The sequence below is a fragment of the Iamia sp. genome, assembly GCF_035575815.1.
Lineage (GTDB): Bacteria > Actinomycetota > Acidimicrobiia > Acidimicrobiales > Iamiaceae > Iamia.
The window spans coordinates 1-24809 of record NZ_DATLXO010000185.1 but is presented as its reverse complement, the minus strand read 5'-3'; the positions used below and the strand labels follow the sequence as shown (position 1 = coordinate 24809).

Genomic DNA, 24809 nt, shown 5'->3' with positions numbered 1-24809 from the left:
GGGTTGTGGGCGACGCCGTTGAGCTTGGTGACGCTCACGTTGAGCCCGCCGAACTCGCTCGAGGTGGTGAGGCCCACCGGCGTGACCCCTCCGCGGGTGAACAGGCGCGCAATGTTGTGGGCGGTGTGGCCGGCGACGCGGTCCTTGAACACCAGCGACCCGCCGGTGTCGGGCCAGCCCTCGACGGGCTCGAGCTCCTTGATGCCGGTGGGCACACCGCCGAAGGGCAACGACAGGTCCGAGTTCGTCGCCACCCTCCGGGCCCGTTCTTCGTCGATGTGGGCGAAGCAGTTCAGGTCGGAGGCCGCAATAGCAGCCAGGGTGGCGTCGAGCTCCTCGACCGGTGAGCGCACACCGGCCCGGAACGCATCGACGAGGGAGCACGCATCGTTCTGCCACGGGGTGTCGGTCACGGCGCCATTCTCGCCCGCACGCCGCCGACGATCCCCAATCCACCTGCGGCGTCGACCCCGACGGCCCCCTCCGAGCTCCCGATGAGCTCGACATCACCCACCCTCCATCGGCGGGTCGGGCCGATGTCATCACGGGGACACCTCCATGGGGCAGACTGCGCCGTGTCGCCGGTCACACCGGCGCCGCAGACCATGGAGGTCACCGTGCTCACACCCTTGCCCCGCACCACCCGACTCACCCGCCGATCGCTCCTGCTGTTCGCCATCCTCGCCCTCGTGGCCTCGCTCGGCGTCGGCAGCACGGTCACCGCTCCCGCCGGCGCCGCGCATCGCACCCGGCCCGTCCTGTTGATCCACGGCTACAGCTTCAACAACGACACCAGCTGCACCAGCACCTTCGACCGGATGATCTCCCAGATGCGCAGCGAAGGCTTCACCGGGCCGTTCGTGAAGGTCGGCTACTACTCCGGCAACACCGGCTGCAACGTCAACCTCCGCTCGTGGGGCAACGTCGGCAACTCCTCGTCCTGGAAGACGATCTCCAAGGCCCTGTCCCAGTATGTCTACAGCACCTACACCTCTCGGGGCGTGGCGGTCGACATCGTCGGCTACTCGATGGGCGGCAACGTCGCACGGGGCGCCGTCTACGGCTCGTCGATCCGCGAGTCGGGCTTCTCGGCCCCGCTGCGGGTCGAGGACGTGGTCACCCTCGGCAGCCCCCACAAGGGTGCGGCCTGGTACTCGAACTTCTGCCTGTGGGGTCAGTGCAGCTCGCTCAAGCCCAGCTCGTCGGACATCGCCTGGCTGAACCGCAACGGCAACCCCCAAGGGGTCGGCGGAACGGACTTCACGGTGATCGGGTCGAACGGTGACTCCGTGGTGTCGGCGTCGTCGGCCACCTACATGTCGGTGCCGACGGCCCGCAAGGTCATCTACTCGAAGGTCCCCCACACCGGGTCGTCGAACTACATGGGCAACCCGACGGTCGTCACACGTGCCGGCAACGCCTTGGCGCTCGTCGGGGTGTAGCGCGTCGCGTCCGGCGGGCATCGACGCCCGCCGGACGCGTTGCGCTCACGGTGCCCGGTCGGGAGGACCCAGGTCGGCCAGCGGCGCGATCGGGACGTGGATCCAGCCCTCGACCCGGGCCGCTTCGGCCTCGGCGCCCGCGGTGGGCCCCCCGGTGGCCCCGGCCCGGCTGGCCACCGCGGTGAGACAGCACAGCAGGGCGTCGAGGACGTGGTCCGACGCGATGCTGCGCGCCACCACGGCGTCGAGGTCGAGCCACCCGGCGAGCGTGGCGCCGATGCACTCGACGATGCCGGTCCGCACCTGGCGCGCCGCCGGCGCCGCGGCGGCCCCCGAGCGCTTGTAGCCCGCCGCCGGAATGCCCCACGCCCGCAGCGACGCCGCCGGGTAGGTCTCGACCAGGCGTCCGCTGCCGTCGCGCCCCTCGGGCCGCCCCCAGACCTCGGTGGCCCACCGGTGCTGGAGCAGGGCGCCGCGCATGGCCGGCGAGCCGATGCGGTCGGCCGACACCAACAGCGGTCGCCCCTGGCCGGCAGCGACCACCACCCGGTCGGTCACCCGGTGGGTGAGGGACCGGCGGTCGACGCCGCCGGTCCACGTCCCGAACGCCTGGTGGGCCGTGATCGCCTCGACGAAGGCGACAGGCCAACCGAGCGGGGTGTCGACCCCGACGGCCGCGGCCTCTCGCGCCGCGGTCACGAGCCGATCGTCGGTCGCCGGCCCGTCGAGCTCGACCGCCTACCACCGGTGAGGTCCTGCGGTCTGCAGCACCACGCAACCGGTCGTCTCGGGTTGGGCCGCCAGGTCGACCCCGAGGATGCGCACCACCCAGCGGAACCTAGAGCCCCTGAAACTGGTCAGGGATCCGGGCGCCAGGACCCCCGAGATCGTGACCACTTCGCTGAGGGCCCTGAACTGGTCAGGGATCCGGGCGCCAGGACCCCCGAGATCGTGACCAGTTCGGCGCTGTGCTCGGGCGGTCGGTGCCGGCCCGGCGCGCTCAGGGCGAGAGCTGGGTGCGCTCGGCCTCGAGCAGCTGGTTCTCCTCGTAGATGGCGGTGATGATCACCTGGGCGTCGGCCTCGACGGTGTGGCGGGCCCGGAGCAGCAGCAGCAGACCGACGATCACCGGGGGGAACACGATGTAGAACGCGGCGACGAGCGAGCCGGTGAGATCCGCGAGCGTGCCGACGAGGACGGGCGCCAGGGCCTGGCCGAAGACCGAGGTGGTGAGGGCCATGGCCGACGCCCCCACGCCCCGCGACTCGGGCGGCATCACGTCCATCATCGCGGCCCGCAGGCCGGGCGCGGCCCCGGCGGCGGCGGTCACGCCGAGGAACTGGAGGGCCAGGCGCAGCGGCACCGGGTCGACGGCGAAGGACACCATGAACAGCAGGGCACAGGTGACCGAGGACCAGACGACGATGACGATGCGCCCGCCCTTCCACCGGTGGTGGTAGCGGTCCGAGAACGTGCCGCCCGCGAGGGTGCCGATGAGGCCACCGATGCCGAGCAGGCCGCCGGTCACGCCGGTGGCGGCCCCGATCGACAACCCCGAGTAGCGCTCGTGGTAGATCGCCAACCAGGTGCCGATGCCCGACACGGTGAAGAGCAGCGCCGCGACCCCGATGAGCACGTAGCGCATGGTGCGGATGCCGAGGATCATCTTGAGCTGGCTCGTCAGCTCGGTGACCGCCAGGCGAGCGAACTGGCCGAAGCTCAGGCCCTGGGCGCCCGACATCCGGTTGCTCGGCTTCGGGGGCAGGGCGGCGATCTCCTCCCAGCTCATCGCCTCGGGCAGCTCGGCCTCGCCCCGGCGCGGCTCGCGCATCTTGAACACCAGCACCGAGATGACCGCCCCGGGCACCCCGACGATGGCGAAGGCCCAGCGCCAGCCCAGCGTCTCACCGATCCAGCCGCCGAGGGCCAGGCCGATGCCCCCGCCCAGGAAGAAGCTGACCTGCTGCCAGGAGAACACCCGGGCCCGCATGCGCGAGGGATAGCTGTCGCCGAGGAGCGACGTGGACGCCGGGTCGTCGACGGCCTGGCCGATGCCCATGGCGGCCCGGGCCACGAGCAGGTTCACGTAGTTGACGGCGGTGGCCGAGAGCAGGATCAGCCCGCTCCAGCTGAGCAGCGTCCAGCCGATGACCCGGGTGCGGCGGTAGTGGTCGGCCACCCAGCCCGCGGGTATGGCGGCCAGAGCGCTCACGAAGACGAACACCGAGGAGATCAGGCCCAGCTCGGTGTTGCTGAGGTCCCACTCCTTCTCCAGCACCGGGAGCACCCCTCGGGCCACCGACACGTCGATCTGGTCCACGAGGCTGACCAGCGCCATGACCGCGAGGGGCCAGAGGGGGAAGCGCCGCCGGGTACCGTCGGGGCTCACTGCTGTCATGGTCTGGCGCTCCACGCTCCGGCCGGGCCTGCGGGCAAGTTCGCACACTAGCCGTGCAAGAACCTGGCGGTCCGGGGTGTGCCCCCCGGTCCGCCAGGCGTCGTCCGAGCCCCGGGCGCCGTCGGGGGCCCGACCTCCTATGGTCCCCGCCCATGACCTCCGAGCCGGTCCCCCACCCGGAATCCCCCGACTGGTTCCGACGGGCGCTGGCGGTGCCGTTCACCGACGAGGTGGTGGAGGTCGACGGCTGCGCCATCCACTACCTCGCTTGGGGTGAGCCGGGCCGACGGGGCCTGGTCTTCGTCCACGGCGGCGGCGCCCACGCCCACTGGTGGACCCACGTGGCGGCCCCGTTCGCGGCCGAGCACCGGGTGGTCGCCGTCGACCTGTCCGGCCACGGCGACAGCGACCGCCGCCAGGTCTATGACTTCGAGCAGTGGACCGACGAGGTCATGGCCGTCACCGACGCGGCCGGCATCGTCGGCCTGCCCGTCATCGTCGGCCACAGCATGGGCGGCTTCGTCACCATCGCCACCGCCGCCCTGCACCCCGACCGGGTCTCGGGGGTGGTCATCTGCGACTCCCCGGTGACCGAGCCCGACCCCGAGGTGGTGTCCTACCGCCTCAAGGAGGCCTTCGGCTCGGCGCCGCGCACCTACGCCTCGGTCGAGGAGGGCCTGGCCCGGTTCCGCACCGTCCCCGCCCAGGCCCGGTACCTGCCCTACGTGATGGACCACGTCGGGCGGCGCTCGCTCACCCCCGTCGACGGCGGCGTGGCGTGGAAGTTCGACCGGGGCGTGTTCGCCCAGTTCGCCGGCGGCTCGATCCGGGCCATCGCCCTGCCTCACCTGCGGCGCGTCGTCGCCCGATTCGCCCTGCTGCGTTCGGAGAACGGCCTCGTCACCCGCGACATCGGCGAGTCGATGAACGAGCAGCTGGGCCGGGTCGCCACGGTGATCGAGATCCCCGAGGCAGGCCACCACCCGATGCTCGACGAACCGCTCATCCTGCTCACCGCGCTGCGCGCCCTGCTCGCCGACTGGGACCACTCCGAGCCCCACCGCCGCCGCTGAGCTCACCCCTCACAGACCCTCTGACCCCGTACTGGTACGCGATCTGGGTGCCCGCGCCCCCACGTTCCCTACCAGTTCGCCGGCGGACCCGGACCGGTCGGCGATCTGGGCGCCCGCGCCCCCACGTTCCCTCCCGGCTGGCCGGTGGGCCCCGACCGGAGGTTGCGGGGCGTCCGTAGCCTTGGGTCCATGGCTGATCCCGTCTTGCAGACCGTTGCGCTCGGGCCCCAGTGGCCGACGATCGACCCCTTCCTCTTCTGCGCCCACCACGACGACGCCTACCCCGCCGGCAACGACGAGCTGGGGCCTGAGGCGTCGCTCGACGGGCGCCCGATCGGCATGGACTTCGAAGGCCGGGACGGCTGGCGGATGTACCACGGCCGCCGGGTCCCGGGGTTCCCGCCCCACCCCCACCGCGGCTTCGAGACCGTGACCTACGTGCGCCGGGGCCTCATCGACCACGCCGACTCCCTCGGGGCCGCGGCCCGCTTCGGGCGGGGCGACGTGCAGTGGCTCACCGCGGGCGCCGGCATCTCGCACAGCGAGATGTTCCCCGCCACCGAGCTCGTGGGCCAGCCGCTCCGAGACCGATGTGGCGATCTGGCACCTCCGCCTCGAGCCCGGTGCGCGCTGGACCCTGCCGCGCGCCGCCGGCACCGACACGGTGCGCACGCTCTACATCTTCGACGGCACCGCGCTGCGCATCGAGGGCCACCACGAGGACCTGACGGTGGACACCGGCGCGGTGGTCCGCAGCGATGGCGACATCGAGCTCTCGAGCCCCGAAGGCGTCGAGGTGCTCATGCTCCAGGGCCGGCCCATCGGTGAGCCCGTGGCCCGCCACGGCCCGTTCGTGATGAACACCGACGACGAGATCCGCCAGGCGTTCGACGACTACCAGGCCACGCAGTTCGGCGGCTGGCCGTGGGCCGACGAGGACCCGGTCCACCCTCCGGCGCAGGGCCGCTTCGCCCGCCACGCGGACGGCCGGGTCGAAGAGCTCGAGCCCCAGCCCGTGGAGCACTGATCGGCGCGACGTGACCGTCCGCTGGCGGTCGCCACCAGCACCTCGTCGCGCTGCGTCGCGCCCGCCTCGTTGCCGCGGTGGTGACCCTGGACGACGACGACGGCGACGTCCCGGGTTCCGACGTGATCTGCGTCTCGCGCATCGACGAGGTGACGAGGCGGCTGCGCCCCCGCCGTAGGGTGGGACGCCATGCCGGTCACCCTCACCGAGCCCGGGATCGAGGCCGTCTTCGTGCCCGCGACGCCGGCGCGCGACGGGCGGCTGGCTCTCTGGCACCCCGCCGGGCCCGGCGCCGAGACCGACCGTCGGACCGACACCATGACCCTCGTGGTCCCGGCCGGCCGCTCGATCCGGCGCCGAGAGGTGCCCGTGAGGTGGGTCGACCTGGCCGACGCCATCGACGCCCTCGTCGACCTGCCCGCCGATGCGCCGTGCGGGGAGTCGGTGCACGCCTGGGCCGAGGCCACCCGCGACGCCCTCTCGCTCATCGGCCGGGGGCGCCTCCTGCCCGCCGCCGCCGATGACGGCACCGACGGGTGGCGCCTCGGTCCGCTCGACCCGACCGATGCCGCCCGCCGCTTCGTCGTCGCCGCCACCCTGCCGCCCGCCGCACACTGCACCGTCCACCGCGTCGGGCCGCCGGTCCGGGTCACCTCCGCCCGGTGGCTGCTCGACCGCTTCGGCGACGCGGTGGCCGACGCCTACGTCCGCACCGCCGCGGCACCGACCGCGGCGGGCCAGCTCGCCTTCGCCGCCCACGCCCCGACCTCGGTCCGCGACGCCGGCGAGTGGCTGGCCACCACCGCGACCGCGGCGGCGACCGACATCGCCATCGCCCTCCGCCTCGACGCCGGAGCCGGAGCCGGAGCCGGTGTCGATCCGACCGCCGACCAGGCGGACGACACCGACGACACCGACGACACCGACCAGGCGGGCCGCGCCGAGTTCGTCGGAGTGCTCCAGGTCGCGAGCATGAGCGATGCCAGCCTGGTGCTCGACGCCGCAGACCTGTGGGTCGCCCCCGACGCCGTGCTGCGCCGGTTCGGCCCCGACGTCGAGACGGCGGTGCTGCTCGGTCTGCGTCGGGGCGCCCGGGCCTGGCCCCCGCTCAAGGCGCTGCTCGACCAGGCCCGCCCCGACCGCATCACCCTCTCCGGCGACGAGGTCGCCGACCTGCTGGGCCCGACGGCCGACGAGCTCGCCGGCAGCGGCATCGAGGTGCTGTGGCCGGCCGGGGTGCTCGACACGGTGCGCCTCACGCCCACCGTGTCGACCCCGGTGCCCAACGCGGACAGTGGGGCCGGCCTCGACTTCGGCAGCCTGTGCACGCTGCGCTGGCAGGCGACGCTCGACGGTGAGCAGCTGACCGAGGCCGAGCTCGAGCAGCTGGCCACGGCCAAGCAGTCCGTGATCCGCCTGCGGGGCCGCTGGGTGCGGGCCGACCCCGAGCGCCTGGCCCGGCTCCGCCAGAGTCGTCAGGTCACGACCGGTGCCGCCCTCGCCGCCGCGCTGGGCGGCAGCCTCCTCGTCGACGGTGAGGCGATCGACGCCGTGGTCGAGGGCCCCCTCGCCACCCTGGCCACGCGCCTCGGCGCCGTCGGCGACCGGTCCGCCTACGCCCCACCCGACGACCTGCACGCCGAGCTCCGGCCCTACCAGCACAGCGGGGTGGCCTGGCTCGCGGAGATGGCCGAGCTCGGCCTGGGTGGCGTGCTCGCCGATGACATGGGCCTGGGCAAGACGCTCCAGCTCCTCGCCCTGCACCTGCACCGGCGTCCGCTCGGTCGCCCGACGTTGGTGGTGTGCCCGGTCTCGGTGCTCGGCAACTGGGCCCGGGAGACGGCCCGCTTCGCCCCCACCGTCCCGGTGCGGCGGTACCACGGCACGGGACGGAGCCTCGATGGCCTCGCCGACGACGCCATCGTGCTCACCACCTACGGCGTCGTGCGCCGCGAGGCCGACACCCTGGCCGCCGCGGGCTGGGGGCTGGTCGCCGCCGATGAGGCCCAATCAGTGAAGAACCCGCTGTCGCGCACCGCTCGGGCCCTGCGGCGCATCCCGGCCGACGCCCGCTTCGCCCTCACCGGTACGCCGGTCGAGAACCGCCTCGTCGACCTGTGGGCCCTGCTCGACTGGACCACACCCGGGCTCCTCGGGCCCCTCGAGCGCTTCCGACGGGAGGTCGCGGTGCCCGTCGAGCGCAACCGCGACCCCAACGCGACCGATGCTCTCGGCCGGCTGGTGCGCCCGTTCCTGCTCCGGCGGCGCAAGTCGGACCCTGACATCGCCCCCGACCTGCCGCCCAAGACCGAGACCGACCGCGTCGTGCCCCTCACCACCGAGCAGGCCACCCTCTACCGGGCCATGGTCACCGCCACCATGGTCGAGGTCGAAGAGGCCGTCGGCATCGCCCGGCGGGGCCTGGTGCTCAAGCTGCTCACCGGGCTCAAGCAGATCTGCAACCACCCGGCCCACTACCTGGGCCAGAGCGCGCCGGTCGAGGGACGGTCGGGCAAGCTCGACGCCACGACCGAGCTGCTCGACACCGTGGTGGCCGAGGGCGATGCCGCCCTGGTCTTCACCCAGTACGTGGCCATGGGCCTCATCCTCGAACGACACCTCGCCGAGCGCGGGATGCGCGTGGCGTTCCTCCACGGCCGCGTCCCGGTGGCCCGGCGCCAGGCCATGGTCGACGCCTTCCAGGCCGGCGAGCTCGACATCTTCGTGGTGTCGGTGAAGGCCGGCGGCACCGGGCTGAACCTCACCCGCGCCACCCACGTCGTCCACTACGACCGGTGGTGGAACCCGGCGGTGGAGGACCAGGCCAGCGACCGGGCCTGGCGCATCGGGCAGGACCGACCCGTGCAGGTGCACCGCATGGTGTGCGAGGGCACTGTCGAGGACCGCATCGCCGCCCTGCTCGACAAGAAGCGGGCCCTCGCCGACGCAGTGATCACCTCGGGGGAGGGATGGGTGTCCGATCTCGACGACGGGTCGTTGCGGGCCCTCGTCGAGCTGGGCGACGTCGAGGACGGCGACTGATGGCCCGCCGGTTCGGTCAGACGTGGTGGGGACGGGCCTGGATCGACGCCCTGGAGAACCGGGCCCGCCTCGACCCCAACCGCCTGCCCCGGGGGCGCACCTACGCCCGTCACGACCGGGTGTCGAACCTCCACCTCGCCCCCGGGGAGATCACCGCCTTCGTGCGGGGCAACCGGCCCGGGCGCTACCGGGTGCTCATCCGTGTCCGCACCTACGGCGACGCCGAGTGGGACCGGGTGGTGGCCACCATCGCCGGGCGGGCCGGACACGCCGCCGCCCTGCTGGAAGGTGAGCTCGACCCCTCCATCGCCGAGGACGCGACCCAGGCCGGCGTCGACCTCATGCCCGGCCCCGGCGACCTCCAGCCTCGGTGCACCTGTCCGGACTGGGCCGACCCCTGCAAGCACGCGGCCGCCGTGTGCTACCTCGTCGCCGACGCCCTCGACGACGACCCCTTCACGCTGTTCGCGGTGCGGGGCCGCCCGCGCGACGCCCTGCTGGCCGAGCTCCGGGCCCACCGTCGGGCCGGATCGTCACCCCAGGGCGCCACTGGCGGCAACGAGGGCGCCGGGTCCGTCCCCGCCGATGATGGGGAGGTCGCGCGCGACGTCTGGCGGCGCGCCGCAGAACGCCGCGCCGAGGCCGCGGACCGGAACGGGGGCACCGGCGCCCCGACGCCATCGGTGCCGGCCCGACCCGGCGCCCCCGCCATGTGGCCGACTGACCCGCCCGACGGCGCGCCGTTCACCGCCGAGGGCCTCCACGTCCTCGCGGCCGACGCCGCCGAGCGGGCCTGGGCCCAGCTGCGGGGCGAGGCCGATGCCGGGCTGGGCCTGGACGCGGACGCCGATCTGGCCCGCCGGGCGGCGGTCGTGCTCGGACGCGTCCCCGAGTTCGCCGCCCTGGCCCGCTCGTCGGGCACCGCTCCGGTCGACCTCGCCCGCCGAGCCATCGCCTGGCGCCACGGTGGATACGTCGCCCTCGCTGTCCTCGACGAGGACCCGTGGCGTCCGCCGGTCGCGGCGATGGTCGACGCCCGCGCCGCGGTGGTCGAGGCTCTGCCCACGGGCGCCAAGGTCGCCGTCTCGTCCAACCGCATCACCGCGGGGCCGGTGCAGCTCCGGCTCGACCGGGCGGGCCGATGGTGGCGGTTCGAGAAGCGTCGCGGGCGCTGGGAGATCACCGCACCCGGCGCCGAGCACCCCGACGACCTGGTGACCATTCAGACCTGAGGCGAGCGGGCCGTGCACATCGAGGACCGTCGAGCGCGTCGTCAGTGGCTCTGGCGCACGAGTCGGGGTGGGGCGATGTCGACATCGGAGGGGCACCCGATGTGGCGCGCCGTGGCCCTCACGGTGGCGGTGAAGTCATCGCTGAGGTCCTCGTAGCGCACGACCAGTGGGACGGCGCCGACGCGATCGAGCAGCGCCGTCCACGCCGCCTCCTCCTCGATGAGGCGACGGAGGAAGTAGTCGCGTTCGGCCGGGGGGATCGCAGGCGCCGATGACGGTGGGTCACCGGGGGTGGCGCGCCAGTGCCCGGTCCGCTCGGCGCGGGCCCAGGAGAGGGCCTGGCGCTCCCGGTCCTCCCGCAGCACCCGGATGACGACCGCCCCGGGCGCCACCCGATCGAAGGTGAGGGCCAGGTCGGGCGTCGGCACCGGACCTGTTGGGCGGCCGGTCAGGGCCCGCGCCACGCTCACGAGCTGGAACCAGTGGACCTTCACCCCGAAGGTCCCGTCCGAGGAGCAGCGGTGGCGGTGGAGCGAGTCGATGTAGTCGGGGAGCGAGCGGCAGCCCCACCGCCGCCACACCACTCGCATGGCGTTGGTGGGGTCGAAGTACTCGATCGGAGCGCCGGCCGAACCGAGGAAGGTCAGGGCCTCCGACAGAAGCGTGCTGCCCGAGCGGGGGGAGCTGCAGAGCGCATAGGTCCGCAGCGGCACGTCGACGGCCCGCTCGCAGTCGAGCTCGGGACCGGCGAGGTCGTAGTCGTCGTTGGTCATCGACGACCACCGCGGCCCCGGCCCCATCGACAGCAGCCCGGTCGGATCCGGTCCGCGGGCGTCAGGATCCATTGGCACGAACTGCCCCCGACGACCGCGGCCGAAACGCCGATGACCCGGTGGCGCCTGGAGGCCCCGGGCGGCGGTCAGGTCGGTCGGAGGGCGACGGGGGTCCCTCGTTCGGCGAAGGTGAAGTCGGCCCCCGTGCTGAACCGGGTGAGGGCGACCTCGTCGGCCTCGCGAGCCGGCTCGTCGTCGGTGACAACCTCGATCACGAGCCCCTCGGGACCGTCGCCCAGCACCTCGCCGCGCAGGCGAGGATCGACGCCGCGGACGAGGGCATCGAAGGGCTCCAGGTGATCGGCGTCGATGAGCGACGGCCAGGCCCCGTCCGCCCGCGCCGCGCCGCCCGGCCCGAGGCGCACGACCAGGCGGTCCGTCAGCTCGACGTCGATGTCGACGTAGGCGCGCGGCCCGAAGGCCGGGTGCACGGCGATGACCGCGGCGGCGCCGTCGAGGTCGCCGGAGAGGTCGAGGGCCACGCGGAGGCGCTCGGCGACGAGGCCGGCGACACCCGTCAGCTGCTGGCGCCCGATGGCGAGGACGAGCTCTTCGTCATCGGTTCGGGCTCGCAGGGCCATCAGGAACGAGAGGGCCAGGAGGTGGCCCTGCAGGCTGACCTCCTCGGCGATGCGCACCAGGGCCGAGCGCGACCAGTCGGCGAAGCGCAGGTCGTCGACCAGCGGGCCCGAGTAGTCCGACCCGCCCGGCTCGTCGGGGTCGATCGGGTCGAGCTCGACCCGGGCGGCACGGGTCGCGGCGATGCGATGGGCCTGCTCGGGGACCGGGAGCGGAGGGTGCGACTCGTCGATGATCACGTTCCAGGCGCAGTGCGGGGTGCGGTCCGCCGGGCGGCGGGGCGGGCGGTGGATCGGGCGCACCTGGGCCCTCGCGTTGGTGGCGACGGCCGTGGCATCGAAGGTGGGATCCTCGATGTCGTGGCACATGGCCACTACGTACTCGTCGCCCATGGGCTCGACGTCCATCAGCGCACCGCAGTGGTCGAGCCAGAACTCGCCCCGGTCGTGGTGGTGGAGCCGGTAGCGGAAGTCCATGAACTGCGGCGGGGCGCCGACGTCGATCTGCATCCCCTTGAAGATGGTCTCGACGCCGTCACCCTCGAAGGCGAGCGCCCGCTGCATCCGCTTGGTGTAGACGGGGCTGGCGCCCATCCACTCCTCGATGGCGATGTTGCGCATGCCGTCGCGCCCGAAGGCGGCGATGGCATGCGGCATGCCGGCCCGGTCGATGAGGTGGCCGGCCAGCAGGAGCTCGGGCACGAGGACGGCCAGCTGATCGAGCGACAGCTCGCAGAGGGCGGGCGGCCGGGGCATCACCGGAGTGTAGACAGGTGTCCAGGTGAGCGGGGGTGGCCCTCGAATGACCCGTCGATCAGCAACCCGTCGGTCCGGGGAAGGACGAGCCGACCGCTGCGGTTGACCCCCTCGTGGATCCCGACGCGACCGGTCAAACCGCGCCCGAGGTGGTCGTCTACTGGCGGCCGGGGTGCGGCTTCTGCAGCTCGCTGCGGAGGGGGCTCGAGCGGGCCGGCCTGCCCACCCGCGAGGTCGACATCTGGTCCGACCCCGACGGTGCGGCCCAGGTCCGGGCGGCGGCCAACGGCAACGAGACCGTGCCCACGGTCGCGATCGCCGGGCAGTTCCTCGTCAACCCTCCCGCCGGCACGGTGGTCGCGTTGGCCGCCGAGGCCGGCATCGAGGCCACCGCGCCCGAGGAACCGCCTCATCGCGCCCCTTGGAGGCGCTGACTCCGCCGAGCACGGCCCGACGCCGTTGGCCAGACTGGGTGGCGACCAACGGCCAGGGGGCCCCACATGCCGTACAGCTCCGGACGCATCGTCCACGACGCCGACGCCCACATCATGGAGACGCCGACGTGGCTCCGCGACCACGCGGACCCGGCACTGCGCGACCGCATTCCGCCGCTGCGGTACCCGGGAGGCAACGAGCTGCGCCAGACCGGCGACCCGACCGAGCAGCAGGCCGACCTCGCAGTGGCGTTCGACCGCCTCACCGAACGGCACCGGTCCGAGGAGTACCGGGCGGAGGAAGAGGCCGAGATCGTCCGGCGCAAGAACTTCGCCGCCACGGGCGCGTTCCTGGCCGAGGACCGGCCTCGCGCCCTCGACCTGCTGGGGTTCTCCAGCCAGCTCGTGTTCAACACGTTCCACAACCGCCGCCTCCACGACTGGGAGCACGGCGGCGACCTCGACCTGGCCTACGGCACCGCCCGGGCCCACAACCGCGGCATGGTCGAGTTCTGCTCGGTCGACGACCGCCTCCTCCCGTCGTGCTACGTGCCCCTGGTCGACATCGACCGGGCGTCGGCCATGGCCGACGAGGCCATCGCCATGGGCGCCGCCGCCCTGCTCGTCGCATCCGGGTGCCCTCCGGGCCACTCGCCCAGCCACGTGGGCCTCGACGGGGTCTGGGCCCGGGCCCAGGAAGCCGGGATCCCCGTCGTGTTCCACGTCGGCGGCACCGGTGACCTGATCGATCCTGGCTACTTCGACAACGGCCGGCCCGTCCCGCCCGACTTCCACGGCGGGGAGGAGAACTTCCGCTCCGTCGACTACATGGGCATCCCCGGTCCGCCGGCCCAGACCCTCGCCACCATGATCTTCGACGGCGTGTTCGAGCGCTTCGCGGAGCTGCGCGTCGGCGTGATCGAGCAGGGGGCGATCTGGGTGCCGTCGTGGACCCGCCAGATGGAGTCCGCCTTCGAGGCCTTCGGTCGCCACGAGGAGCGCCTGCGGGCCCTGTCGCTCCGGCCGACCGAGTACGTCGCGCGCCAGGTGCGGTTCACGCCGTACCCCACCGAGGACGTGGGCTGGATCACCGAGCAAGCCGGCCCCGACGTGTGCCTCTTCTCCTCGGACTACCCCCACGTCGAGGGCGGGCGCCGGCCCATCGAGCGCTTCGAGGCCAGCCTGGGCGACGCGTCGGAGGAGGTGCGGCGCCGCTTCTACTGCGACAACTTCCGCGACCTCATGGGCACCGCCGCGGCCCTCGCGGCCTGAGGTCCAGACGAGCGAACCTTGGACCGATGTCCGCCACCGAGGTGGTCTTCGGTCCAGAGAACGGCGTAGGCGGGCCGGGGCGGCGGCTCGGCGCACTGGCCTAGGGTCACCGACGACCGGCAGGAGGCGCCGTGAAGTTCGGGATCATCTTCGCCAACACCATGGAGTTCGCCGAGCGCAAGGGCTTGGTCCAGCTCGCCCAGGGGGCCGAGGCCGCCGGCTTCGAGTCGCTGTGGACCGTCGAGCACGTGATCTACCCCGACGGCTACGAGAGCGAGTACCCCTACGACAAGAGCGGGAAGATGGCGATGGCCCCCGAGGTCAACCTGCCCGACCCGCTCGTCTGGCTCACGTGGGTCGCAGCGGTCACCGAGCGCATCGGTCTCGGCACCGGGATCCTCATCCTCCCCCAGCGCAACCCGGTGATCCTGGCCAAGGAGCTGGCCACCATCGACCACCTCTCGGGCGGTCGCATGGAGCTGGGCATCGGCGTGGGCTGGCTCGAGGAGGAGTTCGACGCCCTGGGCGTTCCCTTCGCCCGCCGCGGCGCCCGGACCGACGAGTACGTGGCCGCCATGCGCGCCCTCTGGGACGGGGATCACGCCGAGCACGACGGCGAGTTCGTCCGCTTCGCGGGGGCGAGCGTGAACCCCAAGCCGGTGCGGGGCCGGGTGCCGGTGCACATCGGCGGCCACACCCGCATCGCCGCCGAGCGGGCCGGGCGCCTGGGCGACGGCTTCTTCCCGGGCAAGGGCGACCTGGCCGAGCTCATCGACATCGTCCGCCAGACCGCGGTCGATGTGGGCCGCGACCCTGGGGCCATCGAGATCACCGCCGGTGACGCGGGCGTGATGGGCGACGACCCGCTCGGCGCGGTCGATGAGCTGCGGTCCAAGGGCGTGGACCGCGTGGTCGTGCCGTCGTTCCTCTACCGGCGCGACACCGTGGAGTCCCTCGCCGCCTTCGGCGAGAAGGTCATCAGGCCCAGCACGCTGGCCTGATCCCTCCGATGAGCGAGCACCGCGAGCGAACCACACCACACGGGCCCTCTGACGGCGGAGCCCGCGGAGCCGTCAGCGCTCATCGGGGCCCCTCACCGCCGAGGACGGCGCCCGGCTGTTGCTGCTCGGCGGCAAGCCCTTCGAGGCCGCGCCGATGATGTGGTGGAACTACGTGGCCCGCACGGCCGCTGAGGTGCAGGCCGCCCACGACGACTGGCAGGCGGGCTCCGACCGCTTCGGGTCGGTGGCCAGCACGCTGCCCCGGGTGGCGTCGATACCGCCGGTCGGACTGCGACGCCGGGCGTCGGCGCAGAGGTGAGCCCGCCGTCCTAGCGTTGGGCCCATGTGCCGCAACATCACCACCCTGCGAGGCCTCGAGCCGCCCGCGACCGCAGAGGAGGTCGACGCCGCCGCCCTGCAGTACGTGCGCAAGGTCAGTGGCGTCAGGGCCCCGACCGAGGCCACCAGCGACGCCTTCGACGAGGCCGTGCGCGCCGTCGCCGTGGCCACCGCCGCCCTGCTGGGCGATCTCCCTCCCCGCAAGCAGCCCCCGCCGACAGTGCCGCCGCTACGCCGCCCCGAGGTGCGGGCCCGCCTGGCCGCCGCCGAGGCCCGGGCGCAGTAGCGCCGCCCCGCCCGGTTCTGGTCGCGATCGCCATCGCGCGAAGGACGGGATCCGCGACCAGTTCGAGGGTTCGCTCGGATCCGATGAGGTCCAGTGGGCAGGGCCTCAGAGGGCGATGAGCAGGGCGGGGGCCAGGCAGAGCGCGGCGGCAAAGCCGGCCAGGCGACGGTTCGAGGCCAGGATGCGGCGGGCCACGCCGAGCAGCACCCGGCGCAGCAACGGGTAGGCCGTGATGAGCAGGAAGACGGTCCACACCGTGACCACGGCGGTCACCGCCACCACCACCCGCACGGCCTCCTGGTTGCCGATGAGGATGGCGGCGACGAGCGTGTCGGCCAGGGTCGTGATGTTGGCCCCCGCGATGTAGGGCAACGTGTTGGCCCGACGCAGGTGGCCCTTGGCCACCAGGGGCACCAGGAGGGTGAGCGACACCGACACCGACAAGGTGAGGAGGGTGACGACGCACCCCACCAGGAACATGGGCCACAGGCGCGTGTACCAGCCCTCCGCGCCGTCGCCCAGGCGATCCGGGTGCACCACCGGCAGGGCGCGATCGACGGCCTGGAACCCGAGCAGGAGGATCCCCAAGCCGAGGGGGAAGAGCGTCCACCCCGGGGCCACGTCGGTCACCGCGTCGACGAGCCCACCGAACGCACTGTCGGTGAGCGAGGTGAGCCGGGGCGAGGTGCCGATGTCGACACCGTCGAACGCGCCCCGCTCGAGCAGCACGTAGCCGACGATCGCCCCGGGGACGTAGACGACCGCGGTCATGAGCAGCGACAGCACGCCGATCGACACCGGCGCCCGCCGCCGCCCCTGGTCCTGGTGGCGCAGGGCGTACACCACGCCGACGACCAGGACGACGAACGCAGCACCCAGGCGGGACCCGGTGAGCATGGTGAACGACTGGGTGCGGTCGATGGCCCCGCCGTCGAGCAGCGCGAGCGAGGAGGCCGCCACCGGCGACCCCGAGAGCACCAGGCACGACCCCAACCACCCGAGGCCGAGGGTGCTCCGCGCTTCGTCGGTGAAGATCGAGCCCTCCAGTGAGGGGGTGAGCGCGGTGGCGCCCTCCTTCATCAGGCCCAGGGCGACGACGAAGAGGGCGATCCCCGCCACCAGGTAGGCCACGCGCTGGGGCAGGGGCCGGGCGTGGGCGGCGTCGACCGGGACGACGAGGTCCTCCGAGGGCAGCTCGCGCCCGGTCACATGCGAGGTGGTGGGCTGCCCCCGGCCGGTCATGACGTCTATTCCTATCATGTTGGTGGGTTTGAAAGGAAATAGTCACATTCTCCGCACCGGCACCGCGATCCCGGTGACGCTGCCCTCCACGCCGGGATCGTGCAGGCCGCGGTGCCCGAGGCTGGCCTCATGGACGTCGCCATGGACCCAGGCCGAGGCGCGCGCCGGCAAGGACCGCCGCAGTCTGGCTGCCCTCAAGCGCGACCTCCACACCCCCGCTCTCGCCGCCCGGGCCACGCTCGACGCCTGAGAGTCGCGCCAGGTCCCTCCCCCGGTGCAGGAGGGGCCGAGCCTCGCGAACCCGGCTCGGACGCTGCTCACGCCACGGAGATGCCGGTGCGTACTGCGAAGTCGGCCGCCGCGGCCTCCCACGTCGGGTGCGAGCTGCGGGTCTCTGCGCCCTCCCACACCGCGTCCGGTGCGTCCCGGCGCCACTCGCGCACCTCCGCCCCGCCCACGGCGTGGGCCCACACGTCGGTGGCCCGGTCCGCTCGCCACAGCGCGGCAGTGGGCCCGGTGGGGGCGCCGGAGTGGGTGACCGACACGGCGCAGAGCGCCCGCACGTCATCGCCATCGAGGGTCGGGGCGACCAGGCGGTAGGCGAGGCGGCGTGGCCAGCGACCGTCGCCGACCTCCAACGACCACCGTCCGTCGGCCTCGTCGGTGCGCCTGGACCACTTGCCACGGTGCACCCCCACGACCTCGTCGACACCCGGTCCCGGCACCACCGAGGCGAAGAACGGATCGCAGATCGTGGCGTCGACTACGACGACGGAGTGGAGGTCCACCGGGGGCGAGCCGTCGTCGATGCGGCGCGTGGCGGCCACCCGCACGGGAACCCCGTCGAGCGTCGCCACCAGGGCCGCCATGACCGTGCAGAGCGCCCAGCACGACCACGACGGGGTGGGCCGACCCGAGTTCCGGTCATCGACAATGCGGCGGGCGATCGCCTCGGGATCCGCTCCCGGCGGGACCTCGCCGGCGGCCACCGCCGCCCGCTTGGCGAGGGTGCCGGAAGGGACCTGTTCGGCCAGGGCGCCGACGAGCGCCGTCGCCCCCGTGCCGGGCGCCCACCCGACGAGCGCGGCGAGGTCGCGCGCCACGCCACGGTCGATGAGCCAGGGGCTGCCGGTGCGATTGAGCATCGGTGCAGTCTTCCCCTTTGCGCTCCTCGCCGAGCGGCCACCCAGGTCGAGCTCGTCATCCTTCTCCGCCGAGAAGCCGTACCCCGAAAGGTGATCGGCCGCGGGCGATGCACTTGCGAGCGACCTGGGCCTGAACCTGATCGAAGGTGATCAGGTTCGCTCCGAGGTCCGCGGCCTCAGCGATGATCCAACGGTCGTTCTGACCGATCTTCAGCTTCTCCTTCGACGCAACGGCGCTGATCTCCCCGTACCGAGCGGCCAGGAACACCGATGGATGCCCCGATGTCCACTCGGTCAGCTCCTGGTACATCTCCACGGTTGCGCGGCGCTCGAGGTTCGTCGGGTCCACCTCTCGACCGTGGATGAGCTCGCCCATCACGCCCATGGAACGGGGGAGTCGTCTCTCGACACTCCTGACGATCTCGCGGATGCTCTGATTCTCTCGTTCCATCAGGGAGAGGAACGCACTGGTATCGAGGAGGTAGGTCACTCCTCGACGACCTCCCGCACGCCGCGCTCCGTCTCGATGGTGGCCAGGTCATCTCCATCGAAAAGTGACCTCAGGTCCGAGAGGTCAGGGACCCCGGTGGCATCGAGTCGGCTCAGGAACCTGGCCCCCCAACCGGTCGCTCCGCCGTCCGGCCGGACGGGCTCGATACGGGCGATGCGCTCACCCCGACGAGTCAGATAGACGGCGTCGCCCTGCTCCACTGCCTCGATGACTCGGGACGTGTGGTTCCTGAGGTCCCGAATCCCGAACTCACGGTCGCTCCCCATCCGGCTGTTGTAGCACCTCGACAAACGAGATGCTACAGCCCCGGGCCCGAGCGGCCGGCCTGGCGATCATCACCGGAGAAGCGAGGCCACCAGGGCCGGGGCCAGCCACTGCTCCCACCTCTCGGGCGTCCAGCCCTGGGTGGCCGTGAGCAGGAGGTAGACCTCGATGCTGTTGAGCGCGAAGACGAGATCGGTCGCCTCGCCCACCGAGAGGCCGGGCTTGAGGGCGTGGCGGTCCGCGAGGAGCTGGGCGAAGAGCCCGAACGCGGTGAGGCGCTGGGCTTCGTTGACCGCCCACTGCTCAGCCATCGCCGCGTCGGTGGCCGCCGCGTCGCGGACGACGGGCCACTCGTCCTGGTGCTCTCGTGCTGGCGCTGATCGACACCCTGGCCGATCGCGTGGACCTCGACTTCCTGCACACCGCCGTCGGGCCTGTGATCGGCGGCGCGATCGCGGCGGCCGGCGCCAGGGACGTGACCGCGGCGTTCGAGTCGTTCATGGAAGTCATCTGCGGTCCCGATCACCGCCGCGTGCTCGCTGAGGCGCTCGGCCCGGGCGGCCCGGCCCGGGCCGAGCGCGAGTCCCGGTTCTTCTTCACCGACGAGATCATCGCCATGGCCCAGTGGAACTTCGACGCGAATGTCGCAAGCCACGATCGGGGCACCGACCCTGCTGGTACAGGGAGGCGCCAGCCCGCCACCGGTCCACCGCCTCGTCGCCCGGATCGCCGCCCTGCTCCCGTTCGCCGAGATCGCCACCGTCGACGGCGACGACCACCTCCTCCCCTCCGCAGCCCGTCCGCCCTGGCGCACCTGGTCGCCGAGTTCGTCACCGGCGTGGCGGCGCGCTCGACACCCACGTCCGCCCAACAGTCGTACCCGTCCGGGCATCACCCTCGTGACGCGGCGACGTGACGCCCTGGCCCTGCCCCTGGAGGTTCACCTTGATGGCCGGGCGCCTCGCCTGTCGACCGGTGACGTTCGCGTCGTGCCGCCTGGGCCGCTCCGCCCAGTCAAGGGCGCGACCGGCACGCCGGATCCACTCGTGACGGGCGCCTCAGCAGGCGGGGCCGGCCTCGGCGCCCGACCCCGGGCGGACCCGGTGGAGGATGGCGCTGGTGGGGAAGACGGTGAGCGTCTCGCCGGCGTCGGTGACCGTTGCGGTGCCGTCGACGAGGAGGCTGTGCTTGGCGTCGCTCGCGTCGGTGGGCCACAGCAGCGTGACCTCGGGGTGATCAGCGACGTTGGCCACGGTCTTGCGTCCGGCGCCCACGACGATGGTCCCGTCGCCGACCGCCGGGGTCACCGAGACCACGTGAGGACGCTCGCGCCCCATGGTGACGAGGTAGGCCGTTGCCTCGCGATTGGCGATCCGGGCGGCCACGTCGTCCAGCTCGACCTTGATGCTCATGGTGCCATGGTCGCGCCTGGGCGAGGCATCCGCCGGAGAGGCGATGACCCACCGCCGGGGTGGCGGAGGCACACTCGGACCCACGCAACGACGAGGATGACACCGACATGGACCACGTGAAGCTGGGCGGCACCGGGCTCGACATCTCCCCCATCTGCCTCGGGTGCATGAGCTACGGCGTGCCCGACCGAGGCGCCCACGAGTGGAGCCTGGGCGAGGACCGGGCCCGCCCGTTCATCCAGCGGGCCGTCGAGGCCGGCATCAACTTCTTCGACACCGCCAACGTCTACTCCGACGGCACCAGCGAGGAGATCGTCGGCCGGGCGCTGGGCGACTTCGCCCGCCGTGACGAGATCGTGCTGGCGACCAAGGTCCACGGTCGAATGCGGCCGGGACCCAACGGGGGCGGGCTGTCGCGCAAGGCGATCCTCACCGCGATCGACGCCAGCCTCACCCGGCTCGGCACCGACCACGTCGACCTCTACCAGATCCACCGGTGGGACCCGACGGTGCCCATCGAGGAGACGATGGAGGCCCTGCACGGTCTGGTCAAGGCGGGCAAGGCGCTCCACATCGGAGCCTCGTCGATGGACGCCTGGCAGCTCTCCAAGGCCCAGCACGTGGCCGATGTCAACGGGTGGACCCGCTTCGCCACCATGCAGGACCACTACAACCTGCTCTACCGCGAGGAGGAGCGCGAGATGCTGCCGCTGTGCCTCGACCAAGGCGTCGGCGTCATCCCCTGGAGCCCCCTGGCCCGCGGCCGCCTGACCCGCCCGTGGGACGAGACGACCACCCGCTCGGAGAACGACGCCTTCGGCCGTGCGCTCTACCGCGACGGCGATCGGACGATCGTCGAGCGGGTGGCCCGGGTGGCCGGGGCCCGGGGCGTGCCCATGGCCCAGGTCGCGCTGGCGTGGGTCTCATCGCACCCGGCCATCTCGGCGCCGATCGTCGGGGCGACCAGGCCCGAGCACCTCGACGACGCCCTGGCCTCGTTGTCGGTCGCGCTCACGCCCGAGGAGATCGCCGAGCTGGAGGAGCCCTACACCGCCCACCCCGTCTCGGGCCACCAGCGGGCCAAGACGCCCCGCTGAGCCCGATGTGAGTGCTGACCTGACCATCCACCACCCGGCGGAGGGCGCCCCTCACCGACAGAACGGGTGGCCTTTCGGTGCCGAAGCCGCCGAAAGCGCTCAGAACACCCCCATCGGCAGCTCAAGGGTGGACCATGTACATCGCCCGATGCGCGCGTTCTGAGCGTCAGGGGCAGCGGGCGACGAGCAGGGCGACGTCGTCCTGCCACCCCGACGCGGGCCGCATGGCCGCGAGGAGACGGTCGCACAGCGCTGCGGGCCCGGTCGCCCCGGGAGCACCCGCCGACGCCGCCCGACGCAGACGCTCGAGCCCGTCGGTGAAGGTGGCTCCCCCCGCCTCGAACAGCCCGTCGGTGAAGAGCACGACGGTGTCGCCCGAGGACAGGTGCACCAACCCGGGGTCGGGGACCGTCGGTGCGACCAAGCCGATGTTCACCGGCGGGCGGCGGCCGCCCTCGAGGAACGTGGCCGAGCCGTCGGCTCGGACGAGGATCGGCGGCGGGTGTCCGGCACTCACATAGGTGAGCTCCCGGCTCGGCGCGTCCCACGACAGGAAGGCGACGGTGGCGAAGCGGTCGAAGTCCTGCTCGAGCATGAGGCTGTCGAGCTCGGCGAGGGCGTCGATCGGGTGGGCGGCCTGCAGGGCCAGCAGGTGCAGGTAGTGGCGCACCTGGGCCATCACCGCCACCGCGCCGACGTCGTGGCCGCACACGTCACCGATGATGAACGTGGTGCCCTCGCTGTCGTGGCGGATCACGTCGTACCAGTCGCCGCCGATGCCGGCGGCGTCGTTGCTGACCTCGAAGCGCACCGACGTCACCAACCCGGGCACGTCGGGCAACACGCGGGGCAGGAGCGAGCGCTGGATCACGTCGATGACCTGGTGCTCGCGGGCCCGGGCCCCCTGGAGGTCGACCCGGGCCGTCTCGGCCTCGATCCAGGCCTGCTCGGCATCGGCCCGGGCGTGGCGCTCGGCGCGAAGGGCCTGGCGGAGCTGCACCTGGTCGGCCGCGGCCCGGGCCAGCACCCGGAGGGACTCGACCTGGGGCGTTGACCAGGTCCGGGGTCGCTCGTCGACCACGCCCAGGGCGCCGAGCACCTGGCCGGCGGCGTCACGCACCGGGAACCCCGCCCACGCCACGGCAGCACCAGCACGGAGGTCAGGGTCGTCCGCGGTGCGGGGGTCGGTGCTCACATCGCTGATGATCACCGGCTCACCGGTGCCGACGACGAGCTTGCAGAACGAGTCCTGCACGGCCCGCCCCCGCTCGGCGTCGGTGGGCAGCCCGAAGGCACCGGCGAACCAGGTGCGCTCGGCGTCGACGACGGTGAAGACGGCGAAGGGTGCCTCCAGCAGCCCCGCGGCGGCGGCGGCCAGCTCGTCGAAGGCCGCCTCCCCGGTGCGGCCCGTCAGCCCGGTCTCGGCCACAGCCCGCAGCCGAGCCTCGTCGCGGACCGGACCTCCCGTCATCGTCTGCACGCGGCACCCTACGTCGGAACCCCTCGGCGGCGCCCGAGTCTCGTCGCCTTTCACCCGAAGAGGTGAGGTCCCGGCCAGGAGGGGTCCGAGGGTGCTCGTGGGCCGGGCTCCGCAGTAGTTTCGGCGCGGATCACGCCGCCGCCGACCCCAGGGTTCCCATGACACTCGCCGTCCACGTGGACGACCTCCGCAAGGATCTCGTCCTGATCTCACTCGACGGGGCCGTCGATGCGGCCACGGCCACCCAGGTGAAGGAGGCGCTCGAGCCCTTCGCCACCCGACCGTCGGTGATCGTGGTGCTCGACTTCGAGGCTCTGACCTTCATCGACTCCGCGGGCCTGGGCACCCTCATCGCCACCCAGCGGCACCTCCGCGAGGTGGGCAGCGAGCTGCGCCTCACCCGCGTCCCGTCGCACGTCCAGCGGCTGCTGCAGATCACCGCCCTCGACCAGGCCCTGCCGATCCACCACTCGTCGCTCGACGAGGAGGAGTAGCCGACAGGTCAGACCCCGACCGACCGGGAGATCGTGATGGTCCGGTCCGGCGGCAGGCCGAAGTAGGCCGCCGCAGGGGTGGCGTTGCGGGTGAGGAACACGAAGAGGTGCTCCCGCCACGTGGCCATGCCCTTGTCGCGCGTGACCGAGAGCGACTCGGCCCCGAGGAAGAACGCCGAGGTGGACGGGTCGACGCGCAGCCTCGACGCCGCGCCCTGCCGGAGCCCCTCGAGGGCGTCAGGGTCCTCGATGAAGCCGTAGCGCAGCACGACCTGGGAGATGCCCTCGCCCAGCGAGGTGACCGTCGCCCGCTTGGCCGGCAGCACCCGCGGCGTCAGGGCCGTCTCGATCGACAGCACGACGACCTGCTCGTGGAGCACGTCGTTGTGGCGCACGTTGGCGATCAGCGCCGGCGGGGTCAGCCCCGGCGTGGAGAAGAGGTAGACCGCAGTGCCCGGCACCCGTCGGGGCGGGTGGGTCGAGGCGTGGAGCCCGTCGATGTACTTCGCCAGGGAGATGTCGTTGCGCCGCACCCGATCGGCGACGATGCGCCGCCCGGTGTGCCACGTGGTCATGAGGGTGAACATCCCGGCCGCCACGACCAGGGGGAACCAGCCCCCGGCGGGGATCTTGAACAGGTTCGCCCCGAAGAACGCACCGTCGACCACGAGGAACGCACCGCAGAGCGCCATCGCCGGGGGCTTGGTCCAACGGAACTTCTCGCGCAGAACGACGTAGAACAGCAGGGCGGTGATGACCATGGTCGACGTGACGGCCACCCCGTAAGCGGCCGCCAACCGGGCCGACGAGCCGAAGCCGATCACCAGGGCGATGCACGCCCCCATCAGCGCCCAGTTGATGACCGGCAGGTAGACCTGCCCGAAGGCGTCGGCCGACGTGTGGCGGATCCGGTGCCGAGGTGCGTACCCCAGCTGGATGGCCTGCATGGTCAGGGAGAACACGCCCGAGATCAGAGCCTGGGAGGCGATGACGGTGGCCACCGTGGCCAGCACGACCATGGGATACAGCCCCCACTCCGGCGCCATGCGAAACAGCGGCGAGTCGATCGCCTCGGGCTCCTCGAGCAGCAGCGCGCCCTGGCCGAAGTAGTTGATCACCAGCGCCGGCAGTACCAGGACGAACCAGGCCATCTGGATCGGGCGGCGGCCGAAATGGCCCATGTCGGCGTAGAGGGCCTCGCCCCCGGTGACCACGAGGAACATCGCCCCCAGGGCCAAGAAGCCGGTGAACGCGTTGGCCTGGAAGTAGTAGACCGCGTTGATCGGGTTGACCGCCGTGAGCACCCCGGGGTTCCGGGCGATCTGGGTGAGGCCGAGCACCGTGAGGGTGAGGAACCAGACCGTCATCACCGGACCGAACACCCGGCCGATGGCGGCGGTGCCCCGACGTTGGAACGCGAAGATGCCGATCAGGATGACCACCGCGATGGG

Annotated in this window: 25 protein-coding genes and 2 pseudogenes; 14 read left to right on the top strand and 13 right to left on the bottom strand. The window is 72.7% G+C overall.

Annotated features, from left to right (window positions below):
- The coding region (locus VNL12_RS18965; protein WP_325596646.1) for an amidase family protein at positions 1 to 413 on the bottom strand (413 nt) is incomplete at its 3' end.
- A gap of 162 nt (positions 414 to 575) precedes the next feature.
- On the opposite strand from VNL12_RS18965, the gene VNL12_RS18960 reads away from it, so the two are divergent.
- Entirely contained in the window at positions 576 to 1442 is an 867-nt protein-coding gene (locus VNL12_RS18960) for a hypothetical protein (RefSeq protein WP_325596644.1), read from the top strand.
- Positions 1443 to 1487: 45 nt separating this feature from the next.
- Here the strand turns inward: VNL12_RS18960 and VNL12_RS18955 are convergent, their stop codons facing one another.
- Both VNL12_RS18955 and VNL12_RS18950 read right to left on the bottom strand, forming a co-directional pair.
- A complete protein-coding gene (locus VNL12_RS18955) occupies positions 1488 to 2141 on the bottom strand; it encodes a DUF429 domain-containing protein (protein ID WP_325596642.1) in 654 nt (217 codons plus the stop codon).
- 301 nt (positions 2142 to 2442) lie between these two features.
- On the bottom strand, positions 2443 to 3831 hold the full coding sequence (locus VNL12_RS18950) for an MFS transporter (protein ID WP_325596640.1): 1389 nt from the start codon (positions 3829 to 3831) through the stop codon (positions 2443 to 2445).
- A 161-nt stretch (positions 3832 to 3992) separates the two neighbouring features.
- On the opposite strand from VNL12_RS18950, the gene VNL12_RS18945 reads away from it, so the two are divergent.
- From VNL12_RS18945 to VNL12_RS18925, 4 genes and pseudogenes are all read left to right on the top strand, one after another.
- Complete coding sequence (locus VNL12_RS18945; RefSeq protein ID WP_325596638.1) at positions 3993 to 4913, top strand: alpha/beta hydrolase; 921 nt, start codon at positions 3993 to 3995, stop codon at positions 4911 to 4913.
- A 189-nt stretch (positions 4914 to 5102) separates the two neighbouring features.
- Positions 5103 to 5940 (top strand): annotated as a pseudogene (locus tag VNL12_RS21065) (pirin family protein).
- 189 nt (positions 5941 to 6129) lie between these two features.
- Positions 6130 to 8982 carry a DEAD/DEAH box helicase gene (locus VNL12_RS18930; RefSeq protein WP_325596634.1) on the top strand — a complete coding sequence of 951 codons (2853 nt, stop codon included), beginning with the start codon at positions 6130 to 6132 and terminating at the stop codon, positions 8980 to 8982.
- Entirely contained in the window at positions 8982 to 10214 is a 1233-nt protein-coding gene (locus tag VNL12_RS18925) for an SWIM zinc finger family protein (protein ID WP_325596632.1), read from the top strand. Before VNL12_RS18930 ends, VNL12_RS18925 begins: the two co-directional genes overlap by 1 nt.
- A 41-nt stretch (positions 10215 to 10255) precedes the next feature.
- Here VNL12_RS18925 and VNL12_RS18920 read toward each other — a convergent pair whose 3' ends face one another.
- Positions 10256 to 10987, bottom strand: coding sequence for a Stf0 family sulfotransferase (locus VNL12_RS18920; protein ID WP_325596630.1), 732 nt, complete (start codon positions 10985 to 10987; stop codon positions 10256 to 10258).
- 146 nt (positions 10988 to 11133) lie between these two features.
- Positions 11134 to 12381: a hypothetical protein gene (locus VNL12_RS18915; protein ID WP_325596628.1), complete on the bottom strand. Its 1248-nt coding sequence runs from the start codon at positions 12379 to 12381 to the stop codon at positions 11134 to 11136.
- A 113-nt stretch (positions 12382 to 12494) separates the two neighbouring features.
- On the opposite strand from VNL12_RS18915, the gene VNL12_RS18910 reads away from it, so the two are divergent.
- The 5 genes and pseudogenes from VNL12_RS18910 (at position 12495) to VNL12_RS18890 (ending at position 15713) form a co-directional block, all read left to right on the top strand.
- Positions 12495 to 12815: a glutaredoxin domain-containing protein gene (locus VNL12_RS18910; RefSeq protein ID WP_325596627.1), complete on the top strand. Its 321-nt coding sequence runs from the start codon at positions 12495 to 12497 to the stop codon at positions 12813 to 12815.
- Positions 12816 to 12881: 66 nt separating this feature from the next.
- Positions 12882 to 14087 (top strand): amidohydrolase family protein, encoded by a 1206-nt coding sequence (locus tag VNL12_RS18905; RefSeq protein ID WP_325596625.1) that lies wholly within the window; start codon positions 12882 to 12884, stop codon positions 14085 to 14087.
- A 131-nt stretch (positions 14088 to 14218) separates the two neighbouring features.
- Positions 14219 to 15088, top strand: coding sequence for an LLM class F420-dependent oxidoreductase (locus VNL12_RS18900; RefSeq protein WP_325596623.1), 870 nt, complete (start codon positions 14219 to 14221; stop codon positions 15086 to 15088).
- A gap of 85 nt (positions 15089 to 15173) precedes the next feature.
- Positions 15174 to 15407: pseudogene (locus VNL12_RS18895) on the top strand (pirin-like C-terminal cupin domain-containing protein); the annotation flags it as partial.
- 24 nt (positions 15408 to 15431) lie between these two features.
- Positions 15432 to 15713, top strand: coding sequence for a DUF2277 domain-containing protein (locus tag VNL12_RS18890; RefSeq protein ID WP_325596621.1), 282 nt, complete (start codon positions 15432 to 15434; stop codon positions 15711 to 15713).
- Positions 15714 to 15818: 105 nt separating this feature from the next.
- On the opposite strand, the gene VNL12_RS18885 is transcribed toward VNL12_RS18890, so the two are convergent.
- Positions 15819 to 16955: a hypothetical protein gene (locus VNL12_RS18885; RefSeq protein ID WP_325596619.1), complete on the bottom strand. Its 1137-nt coding sequence runs from the start codon at positions 16953 to 16955 to the stop codon at positions 15819 to 15821.
- Here VNL12_RS18885 and VNL12_RS18880 point away from each other — a divergent pair.
- Positions 16954 to 17205: a hypothetical protein gene (locus tag VNL12_RS18880; RefSeq protein WP_325596618.1), complete on the top strand. Its 252-nt coding sequence runs from the start codon at positions 16954 to 16956 to the stop codon at positions 17203 to 17205. The two genes, VNL12_RS18885 and VNL12_RS18880, sit on opposite strands and share 2 nt — an antisense overlap.
- A 67-nt stretch (positions 17206 to 17272) precedes the next feature.
- Here the strand turns inward: VNL12_RS18880 and VNL12_RS18875 are convergent, their stop codons facing one another.
- The 4 genes from VNL12_RS18875 to VNL12_RS18860 all read right to left on the bottom strand — a co-directional run bounded on the left by VNL12_RS18875 (position 17273) and on the right by VNL12_RS18860 (position 19186).
- The gene (locus VNL12_RS18875) at positions 17273 to 18100 is read right to left on the bottom strand and encodes a hypothetical protein (protein WP_325596616.1); all 828 of its coding nucleotides are present in this window, start codon (positions 18098 to 18100) and stop codon (positions 17273 to 17275) included.
- A 55-nt stretch (positions 18101 to 18155) separates the two neighbouring features.
- A complete protein-coding gene (locus VNL12_RS18870) occupies positions 18156 to 18590 on the bottom strand; it encodes a PIN domain-containing protein (RefSeq protein WP_325596614.1) in 435 nt (144 codons plus the stop codon).
- A complete protein-coding gene (locus VNL12_RS18865; protein WP_325596612.1) occupies positions 18587 to 18877 on the bottom strand; it encodes a type II toxin-antitoxin system prevent-host-death family antitoxin in 291 nt (96 codons plus the stop codon). Before VNL12_RS18865 ends, VNL12_RS18870 begins: the two co-directional genes overlap by 4 nt.
- 69 nt (positions 18878 to 18946) lie before the next feature.
- The gene (locus VNL12_RS18860) at positions 18947 to 19186 is read right to left on the bottom strand and encodes a hypothetical protein (protein ID WP_325596610.1); all 240 of its coding nucleotides are present in this window, start codon (positions 19184 to 19186) and stop codon (positions 18947 to 18949) included.
- 56 nt (positions 19187 to 19242) lie between these two features.
- Between VNL12_RS18860 and VNL12_RS18855 the strand changes: the two genes are divergently transcribed.
- A complete protein-coding gene (locus VNL12_RS18855; RefSeq protein WP_325596608.1) occupies positions 19243 to 19791 on the top strand; it encodes a hypothetical protein in 549 nt (182 codons plus the stop codon).
- A 142-nt stretch (positions 19792 to 19933) separates the two neighbouring features.
- Here VNL12_RS18855 and VNL12_RS18850 read toward each other — a convergent pair whose 3' ends face one another.
- A complete protein-coding gene (locus tag VNL12_RS18850) occupies positions 19934 to 20287 on the bottom strand; it encodes a pyridoxamine 5'-phosphate oxidase family protein (protein WP_325596606.1) in 354 nt (117 codons plus the stop codon).
- Positions 20288 to 20394: 107 nt separating this feature from the next.
- Between VNL12_RS18850 and VNL12_RS18845 the strand changes: the two genes are divergently transcribed.
- Complete coding sequence (locus tag VNL12_RS18845) at positions 20395 to 21384, top strand: aldo/keto reductase (protein WP_325596604.1); 990 nt, start codon at positions 20395 to 20397, stop codon at positions 21382 to 21384.
- Between the two features lie 166 nt (positions 21385 to 21550).
- On the opposite strand, the gene VNL12_RS18840 is transcribed toward VNL12_RS18845, so the two are convergent.
- Positions 21551 to 22855, bottom strand: a complete 1305-nt coding sequence (locus tag VNL12_RS18840) for a GAF domain-containing SpoIIE family protein phosphatase (RefSeq protein WP_325596603.1) — start codon at positions 22853 to 22855, stop codon at positions 21551 to 21553.
- Positions 22856 to 23022: 167 nt separating this feature from the next.
- Here VNL12_RS18840 and VNL12_RS18835 point away from each other — a divergent pair, with 167 nt between their 5' ends.
- Positions 23023 to 23358, top strand: a complete 336-nt coding sequence (locus VNL12_RS18835; protein WP_325596601.1) for an STAS domain-containing protein — start codon at positions 23023 to 23025, stop codon at positions 23356 to 23358.
- An 8-nt stretch (positions 23359 to 23366) separates the two neighbouring features.
- Here VNL12_RS18835 and VNL12_RS18830 read toward each other — a convergent pair.
- Positions 23367 to 24809, bottom strand: a 1443-nt coding sequence (locus tag VNL12_RS18830) for a potassium transporter Kup (protein WP_325596599.1), incomplete at its 5' end; no start/stop codon positions are given.

Coding starts and splice junctions, on each gene's coding strand:
- VNL12_RS18890 (WP_325596621.1), top strand. CDS start 15,432: ATGTGCCGCAACATCACCACCCTGCGAGGCCTCGAGCCGCCCGCGACC.
- VNL12_RS18850 (WP_325596606.1), bottom strand. CDS start 20,287: ATGAGCATCAAGGTCGAGCTGGACGACGTGGCCGCCCGGATCGCCAAT.
- VNL12_RS18860 (WP_325596610.1), bottom strand. CDS start 19,186: ATGGCTGAGCAGTGGGCGGTCAACGAAGCCCAGCGCCTCACCGCGTTC.
- VNL12_RS18880 (WP_325596618.1), top strand. CDS start 16,954: ATGACGTCTATTCCTATCATGTTGGTGGGTTTGAAAGGAAATAGTCAC.
- VNL12_RS18925 (WP_325596632.1), top strand. CDS start 8,982: ATGGCCCGCCGGTTCGGTCAGACGTGGTGGGGACGGGCCTGGATCGAC.
- VNL12_RS18885 (WP_325596619.1), bottom strand. CDS start 16,955: ATGACCGGCCGGGGGCAGCCCACCACCTCGCATGTGACCGGGCGCGAG.
- VNL12_RS18875 (WP_325596616.1), bottom strand. CDS start 18,100: ATGCTCAATCGCACCGGCAGCCCCTGGCTCATCGACCGTGGCGTGGCG.
- VNL12_RS18845 (WP_325596604.1), top strand. CDS start 20,395: ATGGACCACGTGAAGCTGGGCGGCACCGGGCTCGACATCTCCCCCATC.
- VNL12_RS18865 (WP_325596612.1), bottom strand. CDS start 18,877: ATGGGGAGCGACCGTGAGTTCGGGATTCGGGACCTCAGGAACCACACG.
- VNL12_RS18905 (WP_325596625.1), top strand. CDS start 12,882: ATGCCGTACAGCTCCGGACGCATCGTCCACGACGCCGACGCCCACATC.
- VNL12_RS18835 (WP_325596601.1), top strand. CDS start 23,023: ATGACACTCGCCGTCCACGTGGACGACCTCCGCAAGGATCTCGTCCTG.
- VNL12_RS18930 (WP_325596634.1), top strand. CDS start 6,130: ATGCCGGTCACCCTCACCGAGCCCGGGATCGAGGCCGTCTTCGTGCCC.
- VNL12_RS18915 (WP_325596628.1), bottom strand. CDS start 12,381: ATGCCCCGGCCGCCCGCCCTCTGCGAGCTGTCGCTCGATCAGCTGGCC.
- VNL12_RS18945 (WP_325596638.1), top strand. CDS start 3,993: ATGACCTCCGAGCCGGTCCCCCACCCGGAATCCCCCGACTGGTTCCGA.
- VNL12_RS18920 (WP_325596630.1), bottom strand. CDS start 10,987: ATGACCAACGACGACTACGACCTCGCCGGTCCCGAGCTCGACTGCGAG.
- VNL12_RS18840 (WP_325596603.1), bottom strand. CDS start 22,855: ATGACGGGAGGTCCGGTCCGCGACGAGGCTCGGCTGCGGGCTGTGGCC.